Source organism: Thioalkalivibrio sp. AKL8 (assembly GCF_000380525.1).
Taxonomy (GTDB): domain Bacteria; phylum Pseudomonadota; class Gammaproteobacteria; order Ectothiorhodospirales; family Ectothiorhodospiraceae; genus Thioalkalivibrio; species Thioalkalivibrio versutus.
Genome location: NZ_AQYF01000009.1, coordinates 413,626 through 434,118, shown reverse-complemented (window position 1 = coordinate 434,118; position 20,493 = coordinate 413,626). Strand labels below are relative to the sequence as shown.

At 66.0% G+C, this 20,493-nt stretch carries 20 protein-coding genes and 1 pseudogene; 18 read left to right on the top strand and 3 right to left on the bottom strand.

The annotated features are described in order from the left end of the window. Window positions 1-2 precede the first annotated feature (2 nt). The 14 genes and pseudogenes from flhF to G335_RS0111335 all read left to right on the top strand — a co-directional run. Window positions 3-1,095 (top strand): annotated as a pseudogene (gene flhF / locus G335_RS0111400) (flagellar biosynthesis protein FlhF); the annotation flags it as partial. A gap of 168 nt (window positions 1,096-1,263) precedes the next feature. Further along, a complete protein-coding gene (locus G335_RS0111395; protein ID WP_018176833.1) occupies window positions 1,264-2,088 on the top strand; it encodes a MinD/ParA family protein in 825 nt (274 codons plus the stop codon). Further along, complete coding sequence (locus tag G335_RS0111390) at window positions 2,085-2,852, top strand: RNA polymerase sigma factor FliA (RefSeq protein WP_018169731.1); 768 nt, start codon at window positions 2,085-2,087, stop codon at window positions 2,850-2,852. The genes G335_RS0111395 and G335_RS0111390 overlap by 4 nt, the downstream gene beginning before the upstream one ends. 41 nt (window positions 2,853-2,893) lie before the next feature. Next, window positions 2,894-3,274 (top strand): chemotaxis response regulator CheY, encoded by a 381-nt coding sequence (cheY, locus tag G335_RS0111385; protein WP_018145741.1) that lies wholly within the window; start codon window positions 2,894-2,896, stop codon window positions 3,272-3,274. 95 nt (window positions 3,275-3,369) lie between these two features. Further along, entirely contained in the window at window positions 3,370-4,146 is a 777-nt protein-coding gene (locus G335_RS0111380) for a protein phosphatase CheZ (RefSeq protein WP_018176832.1), read from the top strand. Between the two features lie 44 nt (window positions 4,147-4,190). Further along, complete coding sequence (locus tag G335_RS0111375) at window positions 4,191-6,254, top strand: chemotaxis protein CheA (protein WP_018176831.1); 2,064 nt, start codon at window positions 4,191-4,193, stop codon at window positions 6,252-6,254. Window positions 6,255-6,256: 2 nt separating this feature from the next. Next, window positions 6,257-7,372 carry a chemotaxis response regulator protein-glutamate methylesterase gene (locus tag G335_RS0111370; RefSeq protein ID WP_018176830.1) on the top strand — a complete coding sequence of 372 codons (1,116 nt, stop codon included), beginning with the start codon at window positions 6,257-6,259 and terminating at the stop codon, window positions 7,370-7,372. Window position 7,373: 1 nt separating this feature from the next. Next, window positions 7,374-8,117, top strand: coding sequence for a flagellar motor protein (locus tag G335_RS0111365; protein WP_018145737.1), 744 nt, complete (start codon window positions 7,374-7,376; stop codon window positions 8,115-8,117). 7 nt (window positions 8,118-8,124) lie between these two features. After that, window positions 8,125-9,027 (top strand): flagellar motor protein MotD, encoded by a 903-nt coding sequence (motD, locus tag G335_RS0111360; RefSeq protein WP_018169734.1) that lies wholly within the window; start codon window positions 8,125-8,127, stop codon window positions 9,025-9,027. After that, complete coding sequence (locus G335_RS0111355) at window positions 9,024-9,824, top strand: ParA family protein (RefSeq protein ID WP_018169735.1); 801 nt, start codon at window positions 9,024-9,026, stop codon at window positions 9,822-9,824. Before motD ends, G335_RS0111355 begins: the two co-directional genes overlap by 4 nt. Further along, a complete protein-coding gene (locus G335_RS0111350; RefSeq protein WP_018176829.1) occupies window positions 9,821-10,534 on the top strand; it encodes a chemotaxis protein CheW in 714 nt (237 codons plus the stop codon). The genes G335_RS0111355 and G335_RS0111350 overlap by 4 nt, the downstream gene beginning before the upstream one ends. A gap of 127 nt (window positions 10,535-10,661) precedes the next feature. After that, window positions 10,662-11,120, top strand: coding sequence for a chemotaxis protein CheW (locus tag G335_RS0111345; protein ID WP_018145733.1), 459 nt, complete (start codon window positions 10,662-10,664; stop codon window positions 11,118-11,120). 63 nt (window positions 11,121-11,183) lie between these two features. After that, window positions 11,184-11,369, top strand: coding sequence for a hypothetical protein (locus tag G335_RS0111340; RefSeq protein ID WP_018169737.1), 186 nt, complete (start codon window positions 11,184-11,186; stop codon window positions 11,367-11,369). 140 nt (window positions 11,370-11,509) lie between these two features. Beyond that, window positions 11,510-11,935 carry a DUF2802 domain-containing protein gene (locus tag G335_RS0111335; protein WP_018176827.1) on the top strand — a complete coding sequence of 142 codons (426 nt, stop codon included), beginning with the start codon at window positions 11,510-11,512 and terminating at the stop codon, window positions 11,933-11,935. Here G335_RS0111335 and G335_RS0111330 read toward each other — a convergent pair. Next, the gene (locus G335_RS0111330) at window positions 11,930-12,301 is read right to left on the bottom strand and encodes an EscU/YscU/HrcU family type III secretion system export apparatus switch protein (RefSeq protein WP_018176826.1); all 372 of its coding nucleotides are present in this window, start codon (window positions 12,299-12,301) and stop codon (window positions 11,930-11,932) included. The two genes, G335_RS0111335 and G335_RS0111330, sit on opposite strands and share 6 nt — an antisense overlap. 4 nt (window positions 12,302-12,305) lie before the next feature. Continuing rightward, window positions 12,306-13,580, bottom strand: a complete 1,275-nt coding sequence (locus G335_RS0111325; protein ID WP_018176825.1) for a flagellar hook-length control protein FliK — start codon at window positions 13,578-13,580, stop codon at window positions 12,306-12,308. Between the two features lie 119 nt (window positions 13,581-13,699). Between G335_RS0111325 and G335_RS0111320 the strand changes: the two genes are divergently transcribed. Beyond that, window positions 13,700-14,191: a low molecular weight protein-tyrosine-phosphatase gene (locus tag G335_RS0111320; protein WP_026313054.1), complete on the top strand. Its 492-nt coding sequence runs from the start codon at window positions 13,700-13,702 to the stop codon at window positions 14,189-14,191. A 197-nt stretch (window positions 14,192-14,388) separates the two neighbouring features. On the opposite strand, the gene G335_RS0111315 is transcribed toward G335_RS0111320, so the two are convergent. Continuing rightward, window positions 14,389-17,406, bottom strand: coding sequence for an Rne/Rng family ribonuclease (locus G335_RS0111315; RefSeq protein ID WP_018176824.1), 3,018 nt, complete (start codon window positions 17,404-17,406; stop codon window positions 14,389-14,391). Between the two features lie 435 nt (window positions 17,407-17,841). Here G335_RS0111315 and G335_RS0111310 point away from each other — a divergent pair, with 435 nt between their 5' ends. From G335_RS0111310 to G335_RS0111300, 3 genes are read left to right on the top strand one after another with little or no spacing between them, the layout of a single operon-like run. Further along, the gene (locus G335_RS0111310) at window positions 17,842-18,822 is read left to right on the top strand and encodes an RluA family pseudouridine synthase (protein WP_018176823.1); all 981 of its coding nucleotides are present in this window, start codon (window positions 17,842-17,844) and stop codon (window positions 18,820-18,822) included. After that, complete coding sequence (locus tag G335_RS0111305) at window positions 18,819-19,514, top strand: HAD family hydrolase (protein WP_018176822.1); 696 nt, start codon at window positions 18,819-18,821, stop codon at window positions 19,512-19,514. The genes G335_RS0111310 and G335_RS0111305 overlap by 4 nt, the downstream gene beginning before the upstream one ends. A 13-nt stretch (window positions 19,515-19,527) precedes the next feature. After that, window positions 19,528-20,493, top strand: coding sequence for a S49 family peptidase (locus tag G335_RS0111300; protein ID WP_018169745.1), 966 nt, complete (start codon window positions 19,528-19,530; stop codon window positions 20,491-20,493).

The following is a 20,493-nucleotide window of genomic DNA, read 5'->3' as shown; positions in this document are numbered from 1 at the left end:
GCATGAATGTCAGACGATATCGGGCCCGGGACATGCGCGACGCCATGCGTCAGGTGCGCGAACAACAGGGAGAGGATGCCGTGATCCTCTCCAGTCGCCGGGTGGATGGCTGGTTGGAGGTGGTCGCCGCCCTGGAGGATGGCGAGTCCTCGGAGCCGGTGCGCGAGCCGGAGGCTGCAAAGCCGGCCCGCGAGGCGCGTACTGCCGACCGCGCCCCGAATTCGGCGGCCCCTTCCTGGCCGGCCGATCCCGAGCTCACCGCGATGCGCCAGGAGTTGCGTGACCTGCGCAGCCTGATGACGCGTCAGTATGCGGAGAGTGACGAGGCTCGCTGGGCGGCCCGTCATCCGCTGGCGGCAGAATGCAAGGTCCGCCTGATCGACCGCGGCTTTAGTGAATCGCTGGCGCGCAGCCTGGCGGGCAGCATCCTCGATGACAGCTCCCCCGAGCAGGCTTGGGAGCGTCTCCGCGCGCGGCTTTCGGGCGCGATTGCCACGCATCGCCCGGCGATCCTGGACGAGGGTGGGCTGCTGGCGATGGTGGGTCCGACCGGTGTCGGCAAGACCACCACGCTGGCACGGATCGCGTTGCGCCAGATCCGTCGGATGGGACCGGATTCGGTTACGCTGGTGACCCTCGATAGCCAGCGCATCGGTGCAACACGGCAGTTGCAAGCCTTCGCCCAGATGGCGGGGATCTCGGTGCGCGTGTTGCAGAATGCGCGCGAACTGCGCGATCTGGCGCGGCGCGTGGACGATGGCCACCTGATCCTGGTGGATACTGCTGGGCAGGCGCCGCGCACGGTGGAGGAGGAGTCGCTGTTCGCGCATCTGCCGCCGGATATCCGCGCCGAGAGCTGGTTGGTCGTGTCGGCCACGACCCAGGGCAGTACGTTGCGGCGGGTGCTGGACGCGTTTCGCAAGGCGGATCCCTCGGCGCTGGTGCTGACCAAGCTGGACGAGGCAGAACAGCTGGGCGAGGTCCTGTCGGTCCTGCTGGATCAGCACCTGGGACTTGGGTTCGTGAGCGATGGCCAGCGCATCGCCGAGGATTTTCACCGGGTTGATACGGGGTATCTGACCCGCCTGGCGCTGGACGACGACGCGGAGGGCGCGCGGGCGGGTGGCAATGCCCGTGAGACCTGGGCTGCCGAACGGCTGGCCGAAATGGAACCGCCGCGACGCTCGCGCGCGCCGCTGCGCCCGGCGCAGGGGACCGAGCCGGCAACACTGGAACTGATTCAGCCGGTTGGAAAGGGGCGTTATGCCACGCACTAACAAGCCGTTGAAGGTCATTGCGGTCGCGTCGGGCAAGGGCGGGGTCGGGAAGACCAACGTGTCGGTCAATCTGGCGGTCGGCCTGGCCCGGTTGGGCCGCGAGGTGATGCTGTTCGATGCGGATCTGGGCCTGGCCAACGTGGACCTGTTGCTCGGGATGCGCCCGGAGCGCACCCTGCATGATCTGGTGACCGGCGCGGTGGACAGCCTGGACGATGTCCTGGTCCAGGGGCCGGACGGGGTGAAGGTGGTCCCGTCGGCCTCCGGTATCGCGGCGATGGCGAACCTCACGCCGGCGGAGCACGCAGGGCTGATCCATGCCTTCAGCGCCTACCGCAGGCCGCTGGATGTCCTGATCGTGGACACCGCCGCAGGCCTGCAGGAGTCGGTGACTTCGTTCTGCCGGGCGGTACAGGAGACCCTGGTGGTGGTCTGCGACGAGCCGGCTTCGATTACCGATGCCTATGCCTTGATCAAGGTGCTGCACCGTGACCACGGCCTGCGGCGTTTCCGCATGGTCACGAACATGGTCAGCGGACGCGAGGGGGCGGAGCGGCTGATGCAGAAACTCAATACCGTCTGCGGCAAGTACCTGCCGGAGGTGGTCCTGGACCTGGCCGGCTATATCCCCATGGACGAACATCTGCGCAAGGCCGTGCAGAAAAGGGCGCCGGTGGTTCAGCAGTATCCCGGCAGTCCGGCTGGCAAGGCGTTTGCCGACCTGGCACACACGGTGGATCGCTGGCCAGTCGGTGGGGGTGACCACGGGGGCGTCGGGTTCTTCGTGGAACGAATGCTGCAGAGCGCATGATGACGACGCGTAATCGCCTTTCCGGCTACCAGGCGACGTCCACCGCGACCGGTGGACACGAGAAGCTGATTGCCGATCACGTTGAACTGGTGCATCGCATTGCGCACCACCTGATGGCCCGTCTACCGGCCTCGGTCCAGGTCGATGACCTGATCCAGGCCGGCATGATCGGTCTGCTGGAGGCGGCGCGGCAGTTCGAGGGCGGGCAGGGGGCGACCTTTGCCACCTACGCCGGAATCCGCATCCGCGGCGCGATGATCGACGAGTTGCGTCGCAGTGACTGGACGCCACGTTCGGTGCATCGCAACAGCCGGCGTATTGCCGCCGCGATCCAGAGTGTCGAGGCCCGCGAGGGGCGTGCGGCGCGTGGGAGCGAGGTGGCGGCCGAGCTGGACGTGCCTATCGATGACTATTACGACATGCTCAAGGACCACGCCGGGGCCCATCTGTTTGCACTGGACGATCTGGGTGGCGGGGATGACGGGGCCGATCGCGTGATCGAGGGGCAGGAAGTCTCGCCGTCGCGTAGCCTTGAGGCTGGCGAGTTTCGCGAGGAGTTGGCCGAGGCCCTTGGGGATCTGCCTGAACGCGAACGCCTGGTGCTTTCGCTGTATTACACCGAAGAACTGAATCTGCGCGAGATCGGGGCTGTTCTGGGCGTGACCGAGTCGCGCGTGAGCCAGATTCGCAGCCAGGCGGTCATTCGGCTGCGCGCGCGCATGGGGTCGTGGCTCGAAGACGGCGCGGCTTTGCAGTTATTCTAAAACTCACCTTACGAATCCCGGAGTGACGTGTGGACAAGGGAATGAAAATTCTCATCGTGGACGATTTTTCCACGATGCGGCGCATTATCAAGAACCTCTTGCGCGATCTTGGCTTCAATAATACGCAGGAAGCCGACGACGGCAGCACCGCGCTGCCGATGCTGCAAAATGGTGATTTCGACTTCCTGATTACCGACTGGAACATGCCCAACATGCCGGGCATCGACCTGCTGAAGGCCGTCCGGGCGGATGCCAACCTGAAGTCGATGCCGGTGCTGATGGTGACGGCCGAGGCCAAGCGCGACCAGATCGTGGAGGCCGCGGAGGCGGGTGTGAACGGTTATGTGGTCAAGCCGTTTACCGCCGAAACGCTGAAGGAAAAGATCGACAAGATCTTCGAACGTATTGAAGCACAGGGCTAAGGATCGCCCGGTGGTGAATACGGACGACGTCCGTCTCGCTTGCGCGGGTGGGCGTGACCCGGCTCCTTCGGCGCCGTACCAGCAAGAGGCTCCTCATGACTGAACAGGAACACCCCCCACGCGACGGCCAGCTCGAGCTGGCCCGACAACTGGTGCAGACGCTCGAGGCGGGCGACGACGCGGCGGCGCGCGCGCTGGTGCAGGATCTTGCGCGTCCTTACGACCGCGAGCTCTTCGATGAACTGGGCAAGCTGACGCGCGACCTTCACGAGGCCTTGCAGAGTTTCCGTGGGGACTCGCGTCTGGTGGAGCTGACGCAGGCGGAGATCCCGGATGCGAAGGAACGCCTGAACTACGTGGTCACCATGACCGAGCAGGCCGCGCACGCCACGATGGGCGCCATCGAGTCGAGCCTGCCGATCGCCGAGTCGTTCAGCCAGCAGGCGGCCGACTTGACCGCCAAATGGACGCGGTTTCGCAACCGGCAGCTCTCGGTGGACGAATTCCGCGATTTCGCGCGTGAGCTGGACAGCTTCTTCGGGCAGGCGGGCGAGGACGCCGAGGAGTTGCGGCGGCTGCTCTCCGAGGTGCTGATGGCACAAAGTTATCAGGACATTACCGGCCAGGTGATTCGCCGGGTGATCCAGTTGGTGACTGACCTCGAAGAGAACCTCGTTACCCTGATTCGGCTCTCCAGCGGGCGCATGGAGCAGGTCGAAGCGGCCGAGGCGTCCCTGGATCGTGGCGAAGAAGACCGCGAGGCGGACCGCAAGGGTCACGGCCCCAGTGTGCCCAAGACTCAAGATTCCAGCGCAGATGTCGTTCAAGGACAGGACGAGGTGGACGATCTGCTATCAAGCCTGGGCTTCTAGCAGTGCCCCCCATACGACTGGCGCCACGGGACCGGAGAGACTGAATGGCCATCGACCCCAATGACGAGATCCTTCAGGACTTCCTGATCGAGGCCGGGGAACTGCTGGAGGGGCTCAACGAGCAACTCATCGACCTGGAACAGAACCCGGACGACCGGGATCTGTTGAATGCGGTCTTTCGAAGCTTCCACACCATCAAGGGGGGCGCCGGGTTCTTGAGCCTGGATGCGCTGGTGACGGTGTGTCATCACGCCGAGGACGTCTTCAATCTGCTGCGCAACGGCGAACGCCGTGCCGATAGCCATCTGATGGACACCATGCTCCGCGTGCTGGACTCCCTGAACGTCATGTTCGGGGATCTGCGTTCCGGAGTGGACCCGACCCCCGCCGATGCCGCGGTGGTCGAGGACCTGCGGCGCATGGCAAAAAACGAAGATGTCGCCGGAGATACCGCCGGGGCGCCGCCCGCGCCTGAACCGGAGCCCGTCCCCGAGCCACAGGCCTCGGCCCCCGGCGACGCCATGGTGGGCGGTGGGGAGGAGATCACGGACGACGAGTTCGAGGCCCTGCTGGATACGTTGCATGGTGACGGGGCCCCGGCACCCGTGGACGCGGCCGTGCCGGGCGACGCCGGGGCCAGCGAAGACTCGGGCGGTGATCTGATCAGCGACGACGAGTTCGAGAATTTGCTGGACGAGTTGCAGGCCAAGGGCGGAGGTCCGGCATCGCCCGAACCGGCTGCGGACGCCCCTGCGGATCCACTGCCGACCGAGCCCGCGGCCGTGGCGCCCGAGCCGGAAAAAGCGGTAACGCCGGAACCGGCGGCTGCCGGTGGGCAGGGCGGCGGTAGTGCCCGCGCCGGCGGGGCCGAGGCCGGTGGGCGCTCGGCTCCGCAGGGCGAGACCTCCGTGCGTGTGGATACCGAGCGCCTGGACGAGATCATGAACCTGGTGGGCGAGCTGGTTCTGGTACGAAACCGGCTGAGCATGCTGCGTTCGCAGCATGTCGACGACGAACTGGGCAAGGCGATCAGTTCGCTGGCACTGGTGACCTCCGACCTGCAGACCTCGGTGATGAAGACCCGCATGCAGCCGGTGAAGAAGGTCTTCAATCGCTTCCCTCGAGTGATCCGCGATCTGTCGCGGAATCTGGGCAAGGAGATCGAGCTGGAGATCTTCGGCGAGGAAACCGACCTCGACAAGAATCTGGTCGAGGCCCTGTCCGATCCGCTGGTGCATCTGGTGCGGAATGCTGTGGACCATGGCATCGAGACGCCCGATGTGCGCGAGGCGGCGGGCAAGTCGCGCAAGGGTACGGTCGTGCTCGGCGCGGCCCAGGAGGGTGATCACATCGCACTGCTGATCAAGGACGACGGCGGTGGCATGGACCCGCAGGCCCTGCGTCGGAAGGTGGTGGAGAAGGGGCTGATGGAGCCCGCGATGGCCGAACGCATGACCGATCGCGAGGCCTTCAACGTCATCTTCATGGCCGGATTCTCCACCAAGACCGAGATCTCGGACGTCTCCGGCCGCGGGGTTGGCATGGACGTGGTCAAGACCAAGATCTCGCAGCTCAACGGCACCATCGAGATCGATTCCGAGATCGGCGTAGGGACCACGCTGCGGGTGAAGCTGCCCCTGACCCTGGCGATCCTGCCCGCCCTGATGGTGATTCTGGACGGCCGGCGTTTTGCGATCCCGCTGGCCTCGGTCTCCGAGATCCTGGATCTGGATTTGACCAAGACGAATTACGTGGATGATCAGGAAGTCATCATGGTGCGCAAGCACGCCCTGCCAGTCCATTACCTCAAGCGCTGGCTGAAGCCTGGGCACGAGCCCGAGGTGCGCAAGGATGCCCACGTAGTGGTGGTCCATACGGCCGACCGCAAGGTAGGACTGGTGGTGGATGATCTCGTGGGGCAGGAAGAGGTGGTCATCAAGCCGCTCGGCCAGAATCTGCAAGGCGTGAAGGGCCTGGCGGGAGCGACGATCACCGGGGATGGGGGCATCGCCCTGATCCTCGACGTCTCCGACCTGGTGACCATCCTGATGCGGCAACTGCAAATGTCCGGTCGACCGCGCCGCGCGTCGCGCTCGAGCGAGGGCTGAGGATGCCGATCAGGGTTCTGGTAGTTGACGATTCGGGGTTCTTTCGTCGGCGTATCGCCGAGATCCTGGATTCCGATTCCGGCATTGAGGTCGTAGGTTCGGCCGAGAATGGCGAGCAGGCGATCGCCAAGGTCCGGGACCTCGATCCCGATGTCGTGACCATGGATATCGAGATGCCGGTGATGGACGGCATCACTGCGGTGCGCAAGATCATGGCCGAGCGCCCGCTTCCGATCCTGATGTTCTCCAGTCTCACGACCGAGGGAGCCCAGGCGACCCTGGATGCGTTGGAGGCCGGGGCGGTGGACTTCCTTCCCAAGCGCTTCAGCGACATGGCGGGGGACGAGGACAGCGCGCGCATGCTGCTTCGGCGCCGCGTGCGCTCGTTGTCACGCAGCCGGGCGCGCTCTGTCAGTGCCCCGGGCACGACCACGCCTGCGCGGGAGGCCCGGCCGTCCGCGCGCCGCGAAGAGACCGACCGTCAGGCCGCGGCCGATGCGCGCAAGCCGGCTCCGGCGGTTGCCAGTTCCCGGCCGCCGACGCCGTTACGGCAGTTGCGCGCGGTACTGATTGGTACCTCCACCGGCGGTCCAGTGGCGCTGCAGGAGGTGCTGAAGCCGCTCCCGGCGAATTTCCCGCTGCCGATCCTGCTGGTGCAACACATGCCCGCCAGTTTTACCCCGGCCTTCGCCGAACGTCTGAACGCCATGTGCAATATCGAGGTGCGTCAGGCGAAGGACGGTGATGTGCTGAAGCCGGGCGTGGCGCTGCTGGCCCCGGGCGGGATGCAGACAACGCTGGAGCGCGGCAGCCAGACGCATGTGCGAATCGCGGAGAGCCCCCTGGGCACCATCTACAAGCCGAGCGTGGATGCGGCCTTCGGTTCCGCCGTGGAGGCGCTGCGCGGGCAGGTGCTTGCCGTGATCCTCACCGGCATGGGCGCCGATGGCCGCGAAGGCACGCGGGCGCTGAAGGGCGCCGGCGCGCAGGTGTGGTCGCAGGATGCGGCGACCTGCGTGGTGTACGGGATGCCGGCGGCAGTGGCCGAGGCCGGCCTGTCCGATCATGTGTACCCGCTGCCCGAAATCGGGCCCGCACTGGTGAAGGGGTTCTGCTGACATGGATATCCTGAGCCTCATCGGGATTACCCTGGGGCTGGTGGCGGTTCTCGGCGGCAGCATTGCCAAGGGCAGTGGCCTGGGTGCGCTGTGGAATGCCGCGGCCTTCCTGATCGTGGTGCTGGGGACCCTGGGGGCGACCCTGGTGCAGGCACGGCTGTCGGTCTTCATGCACGGTATGCGCATCCTGCCGTGGGCCTTCAAGCCACCGAAGGTCGACAATCGCGCGACGGTCGAGCAGATCGTCGAGTGGTCGCATGTCGCGCGCAAGGAAGGCCTGCTAGGCCTGGAGACGCTGGCCGACGAGGAGACCGACGGCTTTGCCCGCAAGGGACTGCAACTGCTGGTGGACGGTAGTGAACCGCAGACCATTCGCCAGATCATGGAGGCCGACCTCGACAACCGCGAGCACTTCGACCTGCAGGGCGCGAAGATCTTCGAGAGCATGGGGATCTATGCCCCGACCCTGGGGATTGTCGGCGCGGTGATGGGCCTGATGGCAGTGATGCAGAACCTCGCGGATCCGAGCAAGCTGGGGGCGGGCATCGCGGCGGCCTTTGTCGCCACGATCTACGGCATTGCCTCGGCCAACCTGCTGTTCCTTCCGGTGGCCAACAAATTGAAGTCGATTATTCAGAACCGCTCGCAACACCAGCAAATGCTGATGGAAGGTCTTATCGCCATTGCGGAAGGTGAAAACCCGCGGAACATCGAAAGCAAGCTGAGTGGCTTCATCCACGAGTGAGGTCACCATGGCGCGACGCAAGCGGGCGGAAGAACATCAGAATCACGAGGCATGGGCCATCCCCTATGGGGATCTGGTCACACTGCTGCTGGCGTTCTTCGTGGTGATGTACGCCATCTCCTCGGTGGATGACGGCAAGTACAGGGTGCTGTCCGAGTCGCTAGTGGACGCCTTTCGCGCACCGATGCAGGCCGACCCGATTCAGGTCGGGGATCCCACCGTGGCCCGGGAACGTACACCGCAGGATCTGCGTGCCCTGGTGCCTATCGAGGTCCAGCCAGGTCTGGTGGAGGATGGTCCTCAGCCCATCGACATGGCCTTGAGCGGGATGCTTGACGAGGGCCCGGACGACGCTGGGATGCAGGCGTTCCTGGACGAACTGGCGGATACCGCGCGCGAGATCGAACAGGCGATGGCGCAATGGATCGAGGATGGCGACCTGCGCGTGACGCGCGAGGCCTATTGGCTGGAGATCGAGATCACCAGCCGTCTCCTGTTTGCGTCCGGGGCGGCGACCCTGAACCCACAGGCGGAGGGTCTTCTGCAAGAGGTTGGCGAGATTCTTGCGCCACGTGTCTCCCGCGTTCATGTGGAGGGACACACGGACAATGTGCCCATCCAGACCGCGATCTATCCGTCGAATTGGGAGCTGTCGTCCGGACGGGCGGCCGCAGTGGTCAGCGTGTTCGAGGAGGTCGGGGTCGATCCGGAGAATCTGGTCGCCCTAGGCTATGGCGAGCACCGGCCGACGGCCAGCAACGACACTGCGGAGGGGCGGGCCGAGAACCGGCGCGTGTCCATCGTGGTACTGCCCGGGGCGCGTCCGCGCGCCGAGGGCGCGCAGGAACCGGAGCGCCTGCGCGAGGATCTTCCGCCCGCACCGCTCCCGATGGATGGAGACACACCATGAAGGTCTGGGCGGTTGCAAACCAAAAGGGGGGGGTGGGCAAGACCACCACCACGGTGACGCTGGGCGGGCTCCTGTCGGGCCCGGAGCAACGCGTGCTGCTGGTGGATGTGGACCCGCACGGATCGCTGACGGCGTATTTCGGCCATGATCCGGAGACCGCCACGCGCGGGGTGTACGAGCTTTTCAGCCAGTGCGCCGAGGGTGCGGATCCGGACCCGAATGGACTGATCCGCGAGACCCGGTTCCCGGGGCTGGATCTACTGACCGCGAGTACCGCGCTGGCGACGCTGGATCGCCAGCTGGGAACCCGCAGTGGCATGGGGCTGGTGCTGCGTCACGCGCTGGAGAAGATCTCGGGGCAGTACGACTACGTGTTGCTGGATTGCCCGCCGATGCTCGGTGTGTTGATGGTCAATGCGCTGGCCGCCTGTGACGAACTGCTGGTGCCGGTGCAGACCGAGTTCCTCGCCCTGAAGGGGCTGGAACGAATGATCAATACGCTGAAAATGGTACAGAAATCGCGCAAGTCCGAGTTGGCGTACCGGATTATTCCGACCCTGTTCGACCGTCGTACGCGCGCGGCGCACGAGGCCCTGTCGGAACTGCGTCGTTTGTACGGCGACGACGTCTGGCCGGGCGTAATCCCGGTGGACACGAAATTCCGCGATGCCTCCAGTGCCGGGCAGCCGCTGTGTTTCATGATCCCGGACGCCCGGGGTGTGCTCGCCTACTCGGATCTGCTGGAGGCCATCGGTGGCCGGCTGTCCGAACCCCATGAACGGAGGCGACGCGGATGAACCGTTCCATAGTCGACAACCTGGCCCTGAAGGCCGAGCCGGAGGCGCTGGACGACTACTTCGGCAGCCTGCTGGACGAGCCGGAGCCCGTTCGCCCGCTTCTGCGACCGGATATCCTGGAGCCACGGCCGCCGGTAGAAGAAGCTGCGCCCGTAGTGGAGTTGGAAGCCCCGGTCCGTGAAGCCGATGCGGTGGACGTCGTCCCGGCGCCGGTAGTGGCCTCGGCCCCACCAGCCCCACCGGCCGATCCAGCGGAGCGCGAGTATGCGCGGCCCGAGCAGCCGTTTTCGGCCCTCGTGATCGAGGCTGGCAACCTGACCCTGCTGGCGCCGCTACATGCGCTGGGCGGGGTGGCGCCGCTGGACAGCCTGGAAGTGCGGCCCACCCCGAATCATTCGGTCTGGTACCTTGGATTGGCGGATACCAAGCAGGGGCGGGTGCAGCTGATTGACCTGGCCGCAGTGGTGACACCGGAAGATCGTGACTACGAGCCGGATACGGCCCGGCAGGTGGTGTTCCTCGCGGGTTCGCGGTTCGCGCTGGCCTGTCGCGCGATTCACGGTACCCGGGTGATCCAGCCGGAGTCGTTGCGCTGGCGCAGCCACCGCCGGCGCCTGCCCTGGCTGGCCGGCGTGGAGCGCGAGAAGATGGCGACGTTGCTGGACCTGGAGGCGCTGGATCGCACCCTCGACGAGGGTGGCTGGGACTGATCCCGGCCGGCGCCATTCAAGCATGGCGGTAATCGGCCGATAACCCGGTCAAGACGACACCACAGGGCGGCCCCCGCCGGCACGGAATATCGAGGATGACATGAGCAGCGCACAAGACGTAGAAGCCATGACCAAGGCCGACACCGCTCCGTATGTGACTTTCAGTCTGGCGGAGGAAACCTATGCGATCGACGTTCTGCAGGTTCAGGAGGTGCTCAAGGTTACCGAGATCGCCCCGGTACCGGGTGTGCCGGACTACATCCTCGGGATCATCAACCTGCGCGGGAATGTCGTTACGGTGATCGACGCCCGGCGGCGTATGGGGCTGGATGATCGCGAGTCGGATGAGGCCTCGCGCATCGTGATCATCGATGTAGACAACCAGAACGTGGGGATTCTGGTGGATTCCGTCTCGGAGGTCGTGCGGATCTCCCCGGATTCGGTCGAGCCGGCGCCCGAGGTGGGTAACGATGACAGCAGCCGCTTTATTCAGGGCGTGACCAGCACCGAGGAGGGCCTCACCATCCTGGTGGACCTGAACAGGCTGCTATCGGACGACGAGTGGGCGCAGTTGCGCGAACTGTAGCCGCGCACGTCGGGTCTACAGTCAACAGACGAGGACCATGAGGCGCAAGCCGGGAGGTGAACCATGGTCGACGAACTCCAGCCGGACCGGACTGTTCGACCGGTCCATACCACTGTTCCCGGGCGCAGTTTGAGCGACGACCATGACCGCGATCCGGTCTTTCGTCCCGCAGTGCGTCCAACCCAGCAGCGTCCGCCGCGCAAGGAAGAACGCCGCCAGCGGCGCGGCCTGATCGACGACTACGCTTGAACTCCCCGGGGACCGGCACCCACTCGGTCCGGGCGCGGGTCCGTGTCCGATTTTTTCGCCATGGCTGGTCACGCCCTCACGAATCACGCGACAATCGGCAGGCCCCGGGTTTCAGGAGTGTGCAGGCAATGGGAGAGGGAATGCTGATCTGGCTCGCCGCGTTGATTGCGTTGCTGGCGACCATCGTCGCCGGATTTGCCGTGGGGCTCGTGATTCTGTTGCGTCGGCAGTTGGTTGCCCTGCGTCAGGATTATCAGCGTCAGGCCACCTCGGTAATGGCGCTGCAAGGGGCAATGAAGGCTCTGTCTGAAGGGGTTGCGACCCACGGGCAGGCACAGGCCTCGGTACAGCGTGCCCTGGCGCGCCTGCATGACCAGCACAGCGAGCTACGCGCCCGCGAGGGCGACAGCGGTGCCTACGAGCAGGCGATTCTTCTGATCCAGCAGGGCCTGGGTCGTGAAGAGGTCCGTCGGCGTTGTGGCCTTACTTCCACCGAACTCGACTTGTTGTTCAGCCTGCACGGCTCCGGGAATGCCGGCGGTTCCGGGTTCGCCGGGCGTTCATGAGTCCCGGTCCGGCCCTTCGCGGTCCGGTCTGGACTGGCGCGAGGGGGCCTGATACCCACTGCCCCGGTCGTCGGGTGTGATCCCTGCCAGCAGGAACACAAAGGCGAGAATCTCCGCGACTGCGATGTAGAGCTCTTCCGGGATCTCGCTGCCGACGGGGACCTGCGCCAGCGCCTCGCTCAGGGCCGGGTCCTGATGCAGCGGGATTCCGTGTTCCTCGGCAATGCGCAGGATGGCCTCGGCCGTCAGGCCCGAGCCGCTGGCTGTGATCCGCGGCGCCTGCCGACGATCCCATTCCAGTGCGACCGCCTTGGCCGGTGATCGGCCGCGGTCGGCCGTTCGGTCCCCATGATCCTTTCGTGCCATCGGCTCAGGCCTGTTCGTCCAGCATGCGATGCGAATTCGTGGGGCGCGGGTCCGTATCGACCTCGCCCTGACGTACCGACAGCCCCGTCACCGTCAGGTCGCGCTCGCCCAGCCGATCGCGGAGATAAGCCATTTCGCTGCGCAGTCGCGTGACAGTATCGGCCTCGGGTGCGGTGAAGTGCACGCTGACGCCCCCATTGCGCGATGCCAGGGCGATCCGCGTCGGGCCGAGGTCACCGATATCCAGCGTCAACACAATCGACCAGGGCGCTTCGGCTTCGTCGTCGCTTCCGCCTTCGCGGTGGATCTCGCCGAAAACACCGTGGATACCCTGCTCGCTGCGCAGCGGAAGTTCGAATAACCAGCGACTGTTGCCGGGCTCGTCACTTGCGAAGGACTGCAGCGACTGGAGCTGGAGCGACGTGACACGTTTCAGGAGGCCCTCCAGAAGGCCGGACAGGGCGGCCGGGGCAGGGGGAGCCGAGGCGGTGGCGGGGGGTGCTTGCGCTGCAGGGCGTGCGTCCGCCGCTTGGCGAACCTGGTCTGCGGCACGCAGCAGCTGGGCCTTGAGATCTGCCGCGAATGGATGCATCGGGCCTTGACCGCGTCCGGCATGCCCCAGCATGGCCTCCATCCAGAGTCCCGATTGCTGGACGTGCTGGCGCAGGGTCTCGGGCTGTGCCAGTTGGCCCGGCGTGGGCAGGAGCTCCAGGATACGGTGCAGTGCGGGTGCGGCCTGGGCCCCGGGCATGGCGCTCGTGGCTGGCGCCCCGGTCCCGGAGGGCTGGGTCAGCAGGCCATGCAGAGCCGGCCCCAGTGAGCGAGCCCCGGGGAGCTGTAGACGCAGTTCTTGTCCCAGCCACTGCTGGGCCGGGTTGGGCGCTGAGCCGCTACTGGCGGGGCGGGGTGCGGCGCGATCCATGGTCAGGGGGAGCAGGCGGACCTCCAGGCGTGGCTCGGTGCGGGTGATCTCGGCCAGCATGGCGGTGCCGGAAGCGCCCGAGCCGGGTCGGTTCAACAAGGCCGTGGGCAATGCGCCGGTCAGCTGGGCGGCGACCACCGTGGCAGGGGGGGAGGGGCGTGTCGCGGTCGATGCGCCGCTGCGGCCCGGGGAGGGTTCGAGACGCAGCCGCACCCCGCGATCGGCAAGTACGTCCAGGACACGAACCTCGATGCGCGTTCCGGTCTGGAGGGATTGTCGCGTTCCGGTGCCCGCCCCACTGGCCACATTGCCGGGGGGTGTCCAGCCGGGAATGCGCGGACCGCCAAGGTCGACCATCAATGGATCTCGTGATGCAAAGCCTCAGCATGGCATACCGGAGGGCGCGGAATGAAACGGCCCGCCCAGGATGCCCGGTTTGTTATCCTGATGCCTTTCGCGATTCGGACTGTGGAGCGATGTCGAAGATACGTGTACTGATGGTTTGCCTGGGCAATATTTGTCGCTCGCCGATGGCCCATGGGGTGTTCGAGGCGCGGGTGCGCGAACACGGACTGAGCGAGGCCATCGAGGTCGATTCGGCCGGAACCGCCGGGTATCACGTGGGAGCGAAGGCGGATAGCCGGGCCCGCCAGGAGGCGCGCTCGCGCGGCTACGATCTGGAACATCTGCGCGCGCGCCGGCTGGAGCCCGAGGATTTCCTGGAGTTCGATTACATCCTGACCATGGACGACGCAAACTACCGCAATGCCGAGCGCATCCGTCCGGCAGATGCGCGGGCGGAGTTGCTGCGGTTTCTGGACTTTGCGCCACAGTTCGGCGAACACGAAGTCCCGGACCCGTACTACGGCGGGGACGAAGGGTTCGTGCACGTCATGGACCTGGTGGAAGCGGCAGCGGATGGGTTGCTGGAACATATCCGCGATCGCCACACGTTGAAGGCCTCCTGACAGCACTGCCGGGCGAGTGGCGGACCGGGCGCAGGAGTCGCTGCCGGAGTCGACTGGCGCAGGGTCGCGTGCAAGCCGCGCCAAAGGCGTCGGTCTGACCCTTCTGGAAGATCATCCATTCGGAATCCCGAGGCCAGAACCAAAAAGGGCCCGCCAATAGGCGGGCCCTTTTTGGTTGGACGAGGGACCTGGTCCTGTCAGTCGTCGCCTTTGCGGTTCGGACTTTCGGCGGCCGGTTCCGCTGGCTCGGCAGTGGGCTTGGGCGCGGCAGGTTTGTCGTCTTTCGCCTCCGCAGGCTTTTCTGCTTTCACTTCGTCCGGCCTTGAAGCAGAGGCCCCTTCATCGGAGGGGGTGGTCTCCGCCTTGGTCGCCTTTGGCCGGCGGGTTCTTGGCTTGGGAGCGGTGTCCGGCGGTTCCGTCGGGGTCGCATCGGTCTTGCTCGCGGCATCCCCGGCATCGGCTGCGGACTTCTTGGCCCGGGCCGGGCGCTTGGCCGGGGCCTTGTCGCTTTGGCCTGTGGCGTCCGCCGTGTCCTGCTTCGCAGCCGGCTCGGCTTTTGGGGCCGGTTCCCGGGAATCGGAAACGGCCGGCTGGCTTTCCGTCGGGGTGTTCGGCTCGCTGGAGCCCGGAGTCCCTTCGCCGGCGGAGGTGTCTGAGGAGGCCGGGGCCGGCTTGCGGCCGCGACCACCGCGGCTACGCCCCTTGGCGGGCGCGGCGTCCTTGGGGACGCCATCGTCGGGGCTGGCCTTTTCCGGTGGCGGGGTACTCTCGCCACCGTCCCGGGTTGGGGCAGAGGACTCGGGGTTCTGAGCTTCTTTGGGCGTCTCAGCGTGCGCCTTTCCGGTGTCGGCCGAGGCGGCCGAATCCGGGGCGGCCGTATCACTGCCGGATTCCGGAGCGGAACCCTCGTTTGCAGTGTTCTGCGCACCATCGGTGCCGGCTTCGCCGGCGTTTTCGCCAGAACGTCCACGACCGCCACGACGCCGGCCACCGCGACGGGAACGGCGGGAACGGGTGCTGCGACCCTTGCTGCCGTCATCCTCGTCCGACTTCTCCGGTCCGTTACCCGCAGGAGTGTCCGCGGCTTCGCTAGTGGCGGCCTCGTCCTTGTCCCGTGCTGGTTTCTCGGCCGGCTTCTCGGCCGGTTTCGAGTCTGCGGACTTCTCGGGTCCCCTGGTGTCAGGCGTCCGGCTTTCGGCGGCTTGTTTCGGAGATTCGTTGCTCGTGCCCTTCGCGGCATCGGCATCTTTCTTGCCGCCACGACGGGAACGGCCCTTGGCACCATCGGGCTTGGTGCCATTGCCCTTGGCACTATCCGTCTTGTCGGGTGCGCCCTTCTTGCCCTTGTCGGTCTCGTCACGCTTGTCGCCGGTATTGCGGCCGCCGTTGTCGGCCTTTTTCCGACTGCCCCCGCGGCCGCTGCCCTTGCCGCCGCGGTTGCTTTCGCCGGCGCGCCCGCGACCTCCGCCCTTGCGGCTGTCTTCCTGTTCATCTTCCGGTCCGTCTGCCGGACGCGCGTTGGGGAACAGCGAGGACCAGATGCGCGTGAAGAATCCGGGCTTCGCCACCGGCGGTGACGTCTCTGGAGCGGAGGGTGCGCTGTCGCTGACCGGGGCCGGCCCGGTCATCTTGACGCCCTGGACCAGTGGCTTTTCGACCTTGCTGCGGCGCTCCTGATGCGGATCGCTCTCGTCCTCGGTGGTCTCCACCAGTTCGTGCGAGCCGCGGTCGCTGATCGCCTCTTCGCGTTCGTCGCCGCGCACGCGGCGGACCTCGAAGCGTGGAGTAAGGTACTGCGGGTTGGGGATGATGCTGATGTCGACCTTGTGACGCTCCTCGATGTCGTTGATCGATTCGCGCTTCTCGTTCAGCAGGAAGGTGCCCACGTCGACCGGGACCTGACCCATCACCAGGCCCGTGCGGTCCTTCATCGCCTCTTCCTCGATCAATCGCAGGATCGACAGGGCGAGGGATTCCACGCTACGGATCTGGCCGTGACCCTGGCAGCGCGGGCAGGTGTTCTGGCTGGATTCCCCCAGCGATGAACGCAGGCGCTGGCGCGACATCTCCAGCAGGCCGAAGCGGCTGATGCGCCCGACCTGGACCCGGGCGCGATCCATCTCCAGCGCTTCGCGCAGGCGGTTTTCGACCTCCCGCTGGTGCTTGTTGGCGTTCATGTCGATGAAATCGATCACGATCAGGCCGCCCAGGTCGCGGATGCGCAACTGGCGCGCGACTTCTTCCGCCGCCTCCAGGTTGGTGTGGAAGGCGGTCTCCTCGATGTCGCCACCCTTGGTCGAGCGCGCAGAGTTGACGTCGATGGAGATCAGGGCTTCGGTGTGGTCGATGACCAGCGCACCGCCGGAGGGCAGGGTGACGTCGCGGTCGAATGCGCTCTCGATCTGGCTCTCGATCTGGTAACGATTGAACAGCGGGACCGGGTCGTCGTAGCGCTTGAGCTTGCGCAGGCTGTTGGGCATGACCAGACGAACGAATTCCTCGGCCTGCTGGTAAACGTCGTTGTCATCGATGATGACCTCGCCGACGTCGTTGCGCATGTGGTCGCGCAGGGCGCGGATGATGACGTTGCTTTCCTGGTGGATCAGCGCCGGGGTCTTGGCCTTTTCCGCCGCTTCGGTGACCGCCGCCCACAGGGCAGTCATGTAATCCAGATCCCACTGGAGCTCTTCGGTGGTACGCCCGACGCCCGCGGTACGGGCGATTACGCCCATGCCGTCCGGCATCGTCAGTCCGGAGAGTGCGTCACGCAGGGAGGCGCGGTCTTCGCCCTCGATGCGGCGCGAGACTCCACCGGCCTTCGGGTTGTTGGGCATCAGGACCAGATAACGGCCGGCCAGGCTGATGTAGGTAGTCAGCGCGGCACCCTTGTTGCCGCGCTCTTCCTTTTCCACCTGGACGAGGAGTTCCGTGCCTTCCTTCAGGAAGTCGCGGATTGGCTTGTCGCTGTCGGCAGGGGCGCCAACCGCGGAATGAGCGATCTCCTTGAACGGGAGGAAGCCGTGGCGATCAGCACCAAAGTTGACGAACGCGGCCTCCAGGCTCGGTTCGACGCGGGTGATCTTGGCCTTGTAGATGTTCGCCTTTTTGCGTTCGCGCGAAGGCAGTTCGATATCCAGGTCGTACAGCCGCTGGCCGTCGACCATGGCGACCCGCAACTCTTCCGGCTGCGTGGCATTGATCAGGATGCGTTTCATGCATTGGACTCGGTAGGGCGTCCTGGCGTCCGGCGGGGAAGATCGGGGTCCGGGGTGCGGCGATCGAGCGGCGGCACGGCAACGCTTGCGCACGCGTGCTCGCAGCGGCGGCGCGTAGCACAAGCCAACGCGCCAGCCAGGTGTTCACCAGCAACCACGGGATCAGTCGCCTGCGGGAGGCGTAGCCGGGGAGACAGGACTGGGTTAGAAGAAATAGCGTCACAGTGTCGCTTTGTGGCGATGGCCCTTCGACCGGAGGCTGCGTTCAGCCTGTGGATCGAAGCGGCGGGTGATTCGAGGCGCGTTGCAGGCGTAGCACAGCAACGTACCGTGGGCCAATGTAGGGCATAACCCCCCGTCCGGGCAAGTTTTTCCGCCCGCAAGGGGGATGGGTGCAGTAGCCCGGTGAGCGCGGCTCCGGTAGCATCCCGCGCCATGAAAGCAACGCGCGAACCCTCCGGCCCACGTACCTTCCAGGTCACCGAGCGTGGTGACGGTCAGCGGCTCGACAACTTCCTGCTCCGCGAACTGAAGGGCGTGCCCAAGGGCCTGATCTACCGCCTGGTCCGTCAGGGTGCCGTGCGGGTGGATGGGCGCCGGGCCAAGGCCCACAAGCGCCTGGCGGTCGGCAACGAGGTCCGGGTGCCGGATCTGGATCGACCGGAGGTGGCCAGCAGCGAGATCCCGCCGAAGGTACTGGACCGGTTGCGTCGGGCGATTATCCACGAGGATGACGATGTGCTGGTGCTGGACAAGCCGTCCGGCCTGGCGGTGCACGGCGGGAGCGGGCTGGCGTTTGGCATTATCGAGGCGATGCGCCAGTTACGGCCGGATATCGAGCTGGAACTGGGGCACCGCCTGGATCGCGAGACCAGTGGCTGCCTGCTGCTGGCCAAGCGCCGCTCGGCGCTGCAAGAGTTCCATGCCGCGTTGCGTGAAGGGCGGGTCGAGAAGCGCTACCTGGCGCTGCTGGTGGGGCAGTTCGCGGGCGGACAGACCATCGAATGCGATGCCCCGGTCGCCAGTGGCCGACAGGAAGACGGCCGCCGCCGGATGCGTGCGGGCGAGACCGACAGCGACGGGCCGCGGGCACGGGAAGCCCGGAGCGTCTTTGTGCCGCTGGAGGCGCACGGTGCCTTCCAGTTGGCGGGGGTGAAGATCGGGACCGGCCGCACGCACCAGATTCGCGTCCACGGTCAGTCGATCGGCCATCCGGTGGGGGGCGATCACGACTACGGCTTGCCGGATGCCAATCGCAGCCTGCGGCGCCATGGGCTGAAACGGCTGTTCCTGCACGCACAGGCACTGGCATACCAGTCGGCGGACGGCGAGCGACATATCTTCTCCGCCCCGTTGCCGGACGAGCTGACCGCGGTGCTCGCGAGCCTGGATGCCGGAGGCGAGGACGACGCATGATGACCCCGTTGCTGCCACCGGAGGAGGGCGACCTGCGCCTGGTTGTGTTTGACTGGGATGGAACGCTGATGGACTCGCCTCGCCGGATCGTGCACTGCCTGCAGCGTGCGGCGAAGGATACCGGTGCCCCGGTGCGGGACGAGGCGACGCTGCGCAATATTATCGGGCTCGGGGTTCAGGCAGCGGTCCGCGAGCTCTACCCGGACGCCGATGATGCCTTCGTGCAGCACTTTTCCGACACCTATCGCGAGTGTTATCTGGCGGCTGACGATGCCCCGGAGACCCCGCTGTTCGCCGGCGTGAGCGACCTGCTCGACTGGCTGGATGCGCGCGAGATCCTGCTGGCCGTGGCGACCAGCAAATCGCGACGGGGACTGGACCAGGCCCTGGAGGCGACCGGTCTGGGCAGGTACTTCATGGCAACCGCCACGGGCGATGAATACCCGTCGAAGCCGAATCCGTCCATGCTCCAGTCCGTGATGGGGCGCGCGGGGGTGGAACCGGCCCGCACGCGCATGGTCGGTGATAGCGTTTATGATCTCGAAATGGCGCGGCATGCTGGAGTACCGGCCGTGGCTGTCACCCACGGGGTGCATTCGCCGGAACGCCTGAGTGACGAATCCCCCCTGGCCTTGCAGCCGGATCTGGAATCGCTGCTTGAGGCGTTCCGGCGGGCTGAAGGTACAACTTAGAAAAGGAATGACGATGGGCTGGGCGAACGAGAACAAACCGGGCTGGGAACGCGAGGCCCTGGAGAATCTGGTCCAGGCACAGGTGATCGAGCAACGCCGGGCCCGACGCTGGGGCATCTTCTTCAAGCTGTTGTTCTTCTTCTACCTGGTCGCGCTGCTGATCCTGGTGCGCGGCGGCGATCTGGGGCTTTCGGGGATGTTCGAGAGCGAACGCGAGCCCACCGAACACGTGGCCGTGGTCGAAGTCGAGGGGCTGATTGCCTCCAGCGCGGCGGCCAATGCCGAGGACATCTCCAAGGTGCTGAAAGAGGCCTTCGAGGCGGCTGGCACCCAGGCGGTAATGCTGCGTATCAACAGCGGGGGCGGAAGCCCGGTGCAGGCCGCCAACGTGCACGACGAGATCCTGCGGCTAAAGGAGAAGCACGCGGATATCCCCGTGTATGCGGTCATTGGGGATGTGGGCGCCTCGGCGGCCTATTACATCGCGGTAGCGGCGGACGAGATCTATGCCAGCCAGGCCAGCATGGTGGGTTCGATCGGCGTGCGCATGGACAGCTTCGGGCTCGTGGATCTGATCGACAACATCGGTGTGGAACGACGGCTGTTTACCGCCGGCGAGAACAAGGGGTTCCTGGACCCGTTCCTGCCCTTGGACGATGACCATGTGAATCACCTCGACGGGGTGCTGCAGGGCGTGCACGAGCAGTTCGTGGACGTGGTGCGTGCCGGTCGTGGCGATCGCCTGGTCGAACGCGACGATCTGTTCAACGGCCTGATCTGGACGGGCGATCGATCGGTAGAGCTCGGCCTGATCGATGGCATCGGCACGGACCGCAGCGTGGCGCGCGACGTGATCGGTGTGGAGAAGATGGTGGAGTTCAAGCCGCGGCGCAGTGCGCTGCAGTTGCTGTTCGAAGACCTCGGCATGGCGGCCTTCCAGCAATGGATGAGCTGGGAGACCACGCCGCAGTGGCGCTGA

Coding starts and splice junctions, on each gene's coding strand:
- G335_RS0111395 (WP_018176833.1), top strand. CDS start 1,264: ATGCCACGCACTAACAAGCCGTTGAAGGTCATTGCGGTCGCGTCGGGC.
- G335_RS0111390 (WP_018169731.1), top strand. CDS start 2,085: ATGATGACGACGCGTAATCGCCTTTCCGGCTACCAGGCGACGTCCACC.
- cheY (WP_018145741.1), top strand. CDS start 2,894: ATGAAAATTCTCATCGTGGACGATTTTTCCACGATGCGGCGCATTATC.
- G335_RS0111380 (WP_018176832.1), top strand. CDS start 3,370: ATGACTGAACAGGAACACCCCCCACGCGACGGCCAGCTCGAGCTGGCC.
- G335_RS0111375 (WP_018176831.1), top strand. CDS start 4,191: ATGGCCATCGACCCCAATGACGAGATCCTTCAGGACTTCCTGATCGAG.
- G335_RS0111370 (WP_018176830.1), top strand. CDS start 6,257: ATGCCGATCAGGGTTCTGGTAGTTGACGATTCGGGGTTCTTTCGTCGG.
- G335_RS0111365 (WP_018145737.1), top strand. CDS start 7,374: ATGGATATCCTGAGCCTCATCGGGATTACCCTGGGGCTGGTGGCGGTT.
- motD (WP_018169734.1), top strand. CDS start 8,125: ATGGCGCGACGCAAGCGGGCGGAAGAACATCAGAATCACGAGGCATGG.
- G335_RS0111355 (WP_018169735.1), top strand. CDS start 9,024: ATGAAGGTCTGGGCGGTTGCAAACCAAAAGGGGGGGGTGGGCAAGACC.
- G335_RS0111350 (WP_018176829.1), top strand. CDS start 9,821: ATGAACCGTTCCATAGTCGACAACCTGGCCCTGAAGGCCGAGCCGGAG.
- G335_RS0111345 (WP_018145733.1), top strand. CDS start 10,662: ATGACCAAGGCCGACACCGCTCCGTATGTGACTTTCAGTCTGGCGGAG.
- G335_RS0111340 (WP_018169737.1), top strand. CDS start 11,184: ATGGTCGACGAACTCCAGCCGGACCGGACTGTTCGACCGGTCCATACC.
- G335_RS0111335 (WP_018176827.1), top strand. CDS start 11,510: ATGCTGATCTGGCTCGCCGCGTTGATTGCGTTGCTGGCGACCATCGTC.
- G335_RS0111330 (WP_018176826.1), bottom strand. CDS start 12,301: ATGGCACGAAAGGATCATGGGGACCGAACGGCCGACCGCGGCCGATCA.
- G335_RS0111325 (WP_018176825.1), bottom strand. CDS start 13,580: ATGGTCGACCTTGGCGGTCCGCGCATTCCCGGCTGGACACCCCCCGGC.
- G335_RS0111320 (WP_026313054.1), top strand. CDS start 13,700: ATGTCGAAGATACGTGTACTGATGGTTTGCCTGGGCAATATTTGTCGC.
- G335_RS0111315 (WP_018176824.1), bottom strand. CDS start 17,406: ATGAAACGCATCCTGATCAATGCCACGCAGCCGGAAGAGTTGCGGGTC.
- G335_RS0111310 (WP_018176823.1), top strand. CDS start 17,842: ATGAAAGCAACGCGCGAACCCTCCGGCCCACGTACCTTCCAGGTCACC.
- G335_RS0111305 (WP_018176822.1), top strand. CDS start 18,819: ATGATGACCCCGTTGCTGCCACCGGAGGAGGGCGACCTGCGCCTGGTT.
- G335_RS0111300 (WP_018169745.1), top strand. CDS start 19,528: ATGGGCTGGGCGAACGAGAACAAACCGGGCTGGGAACGCGAGGCCCTG.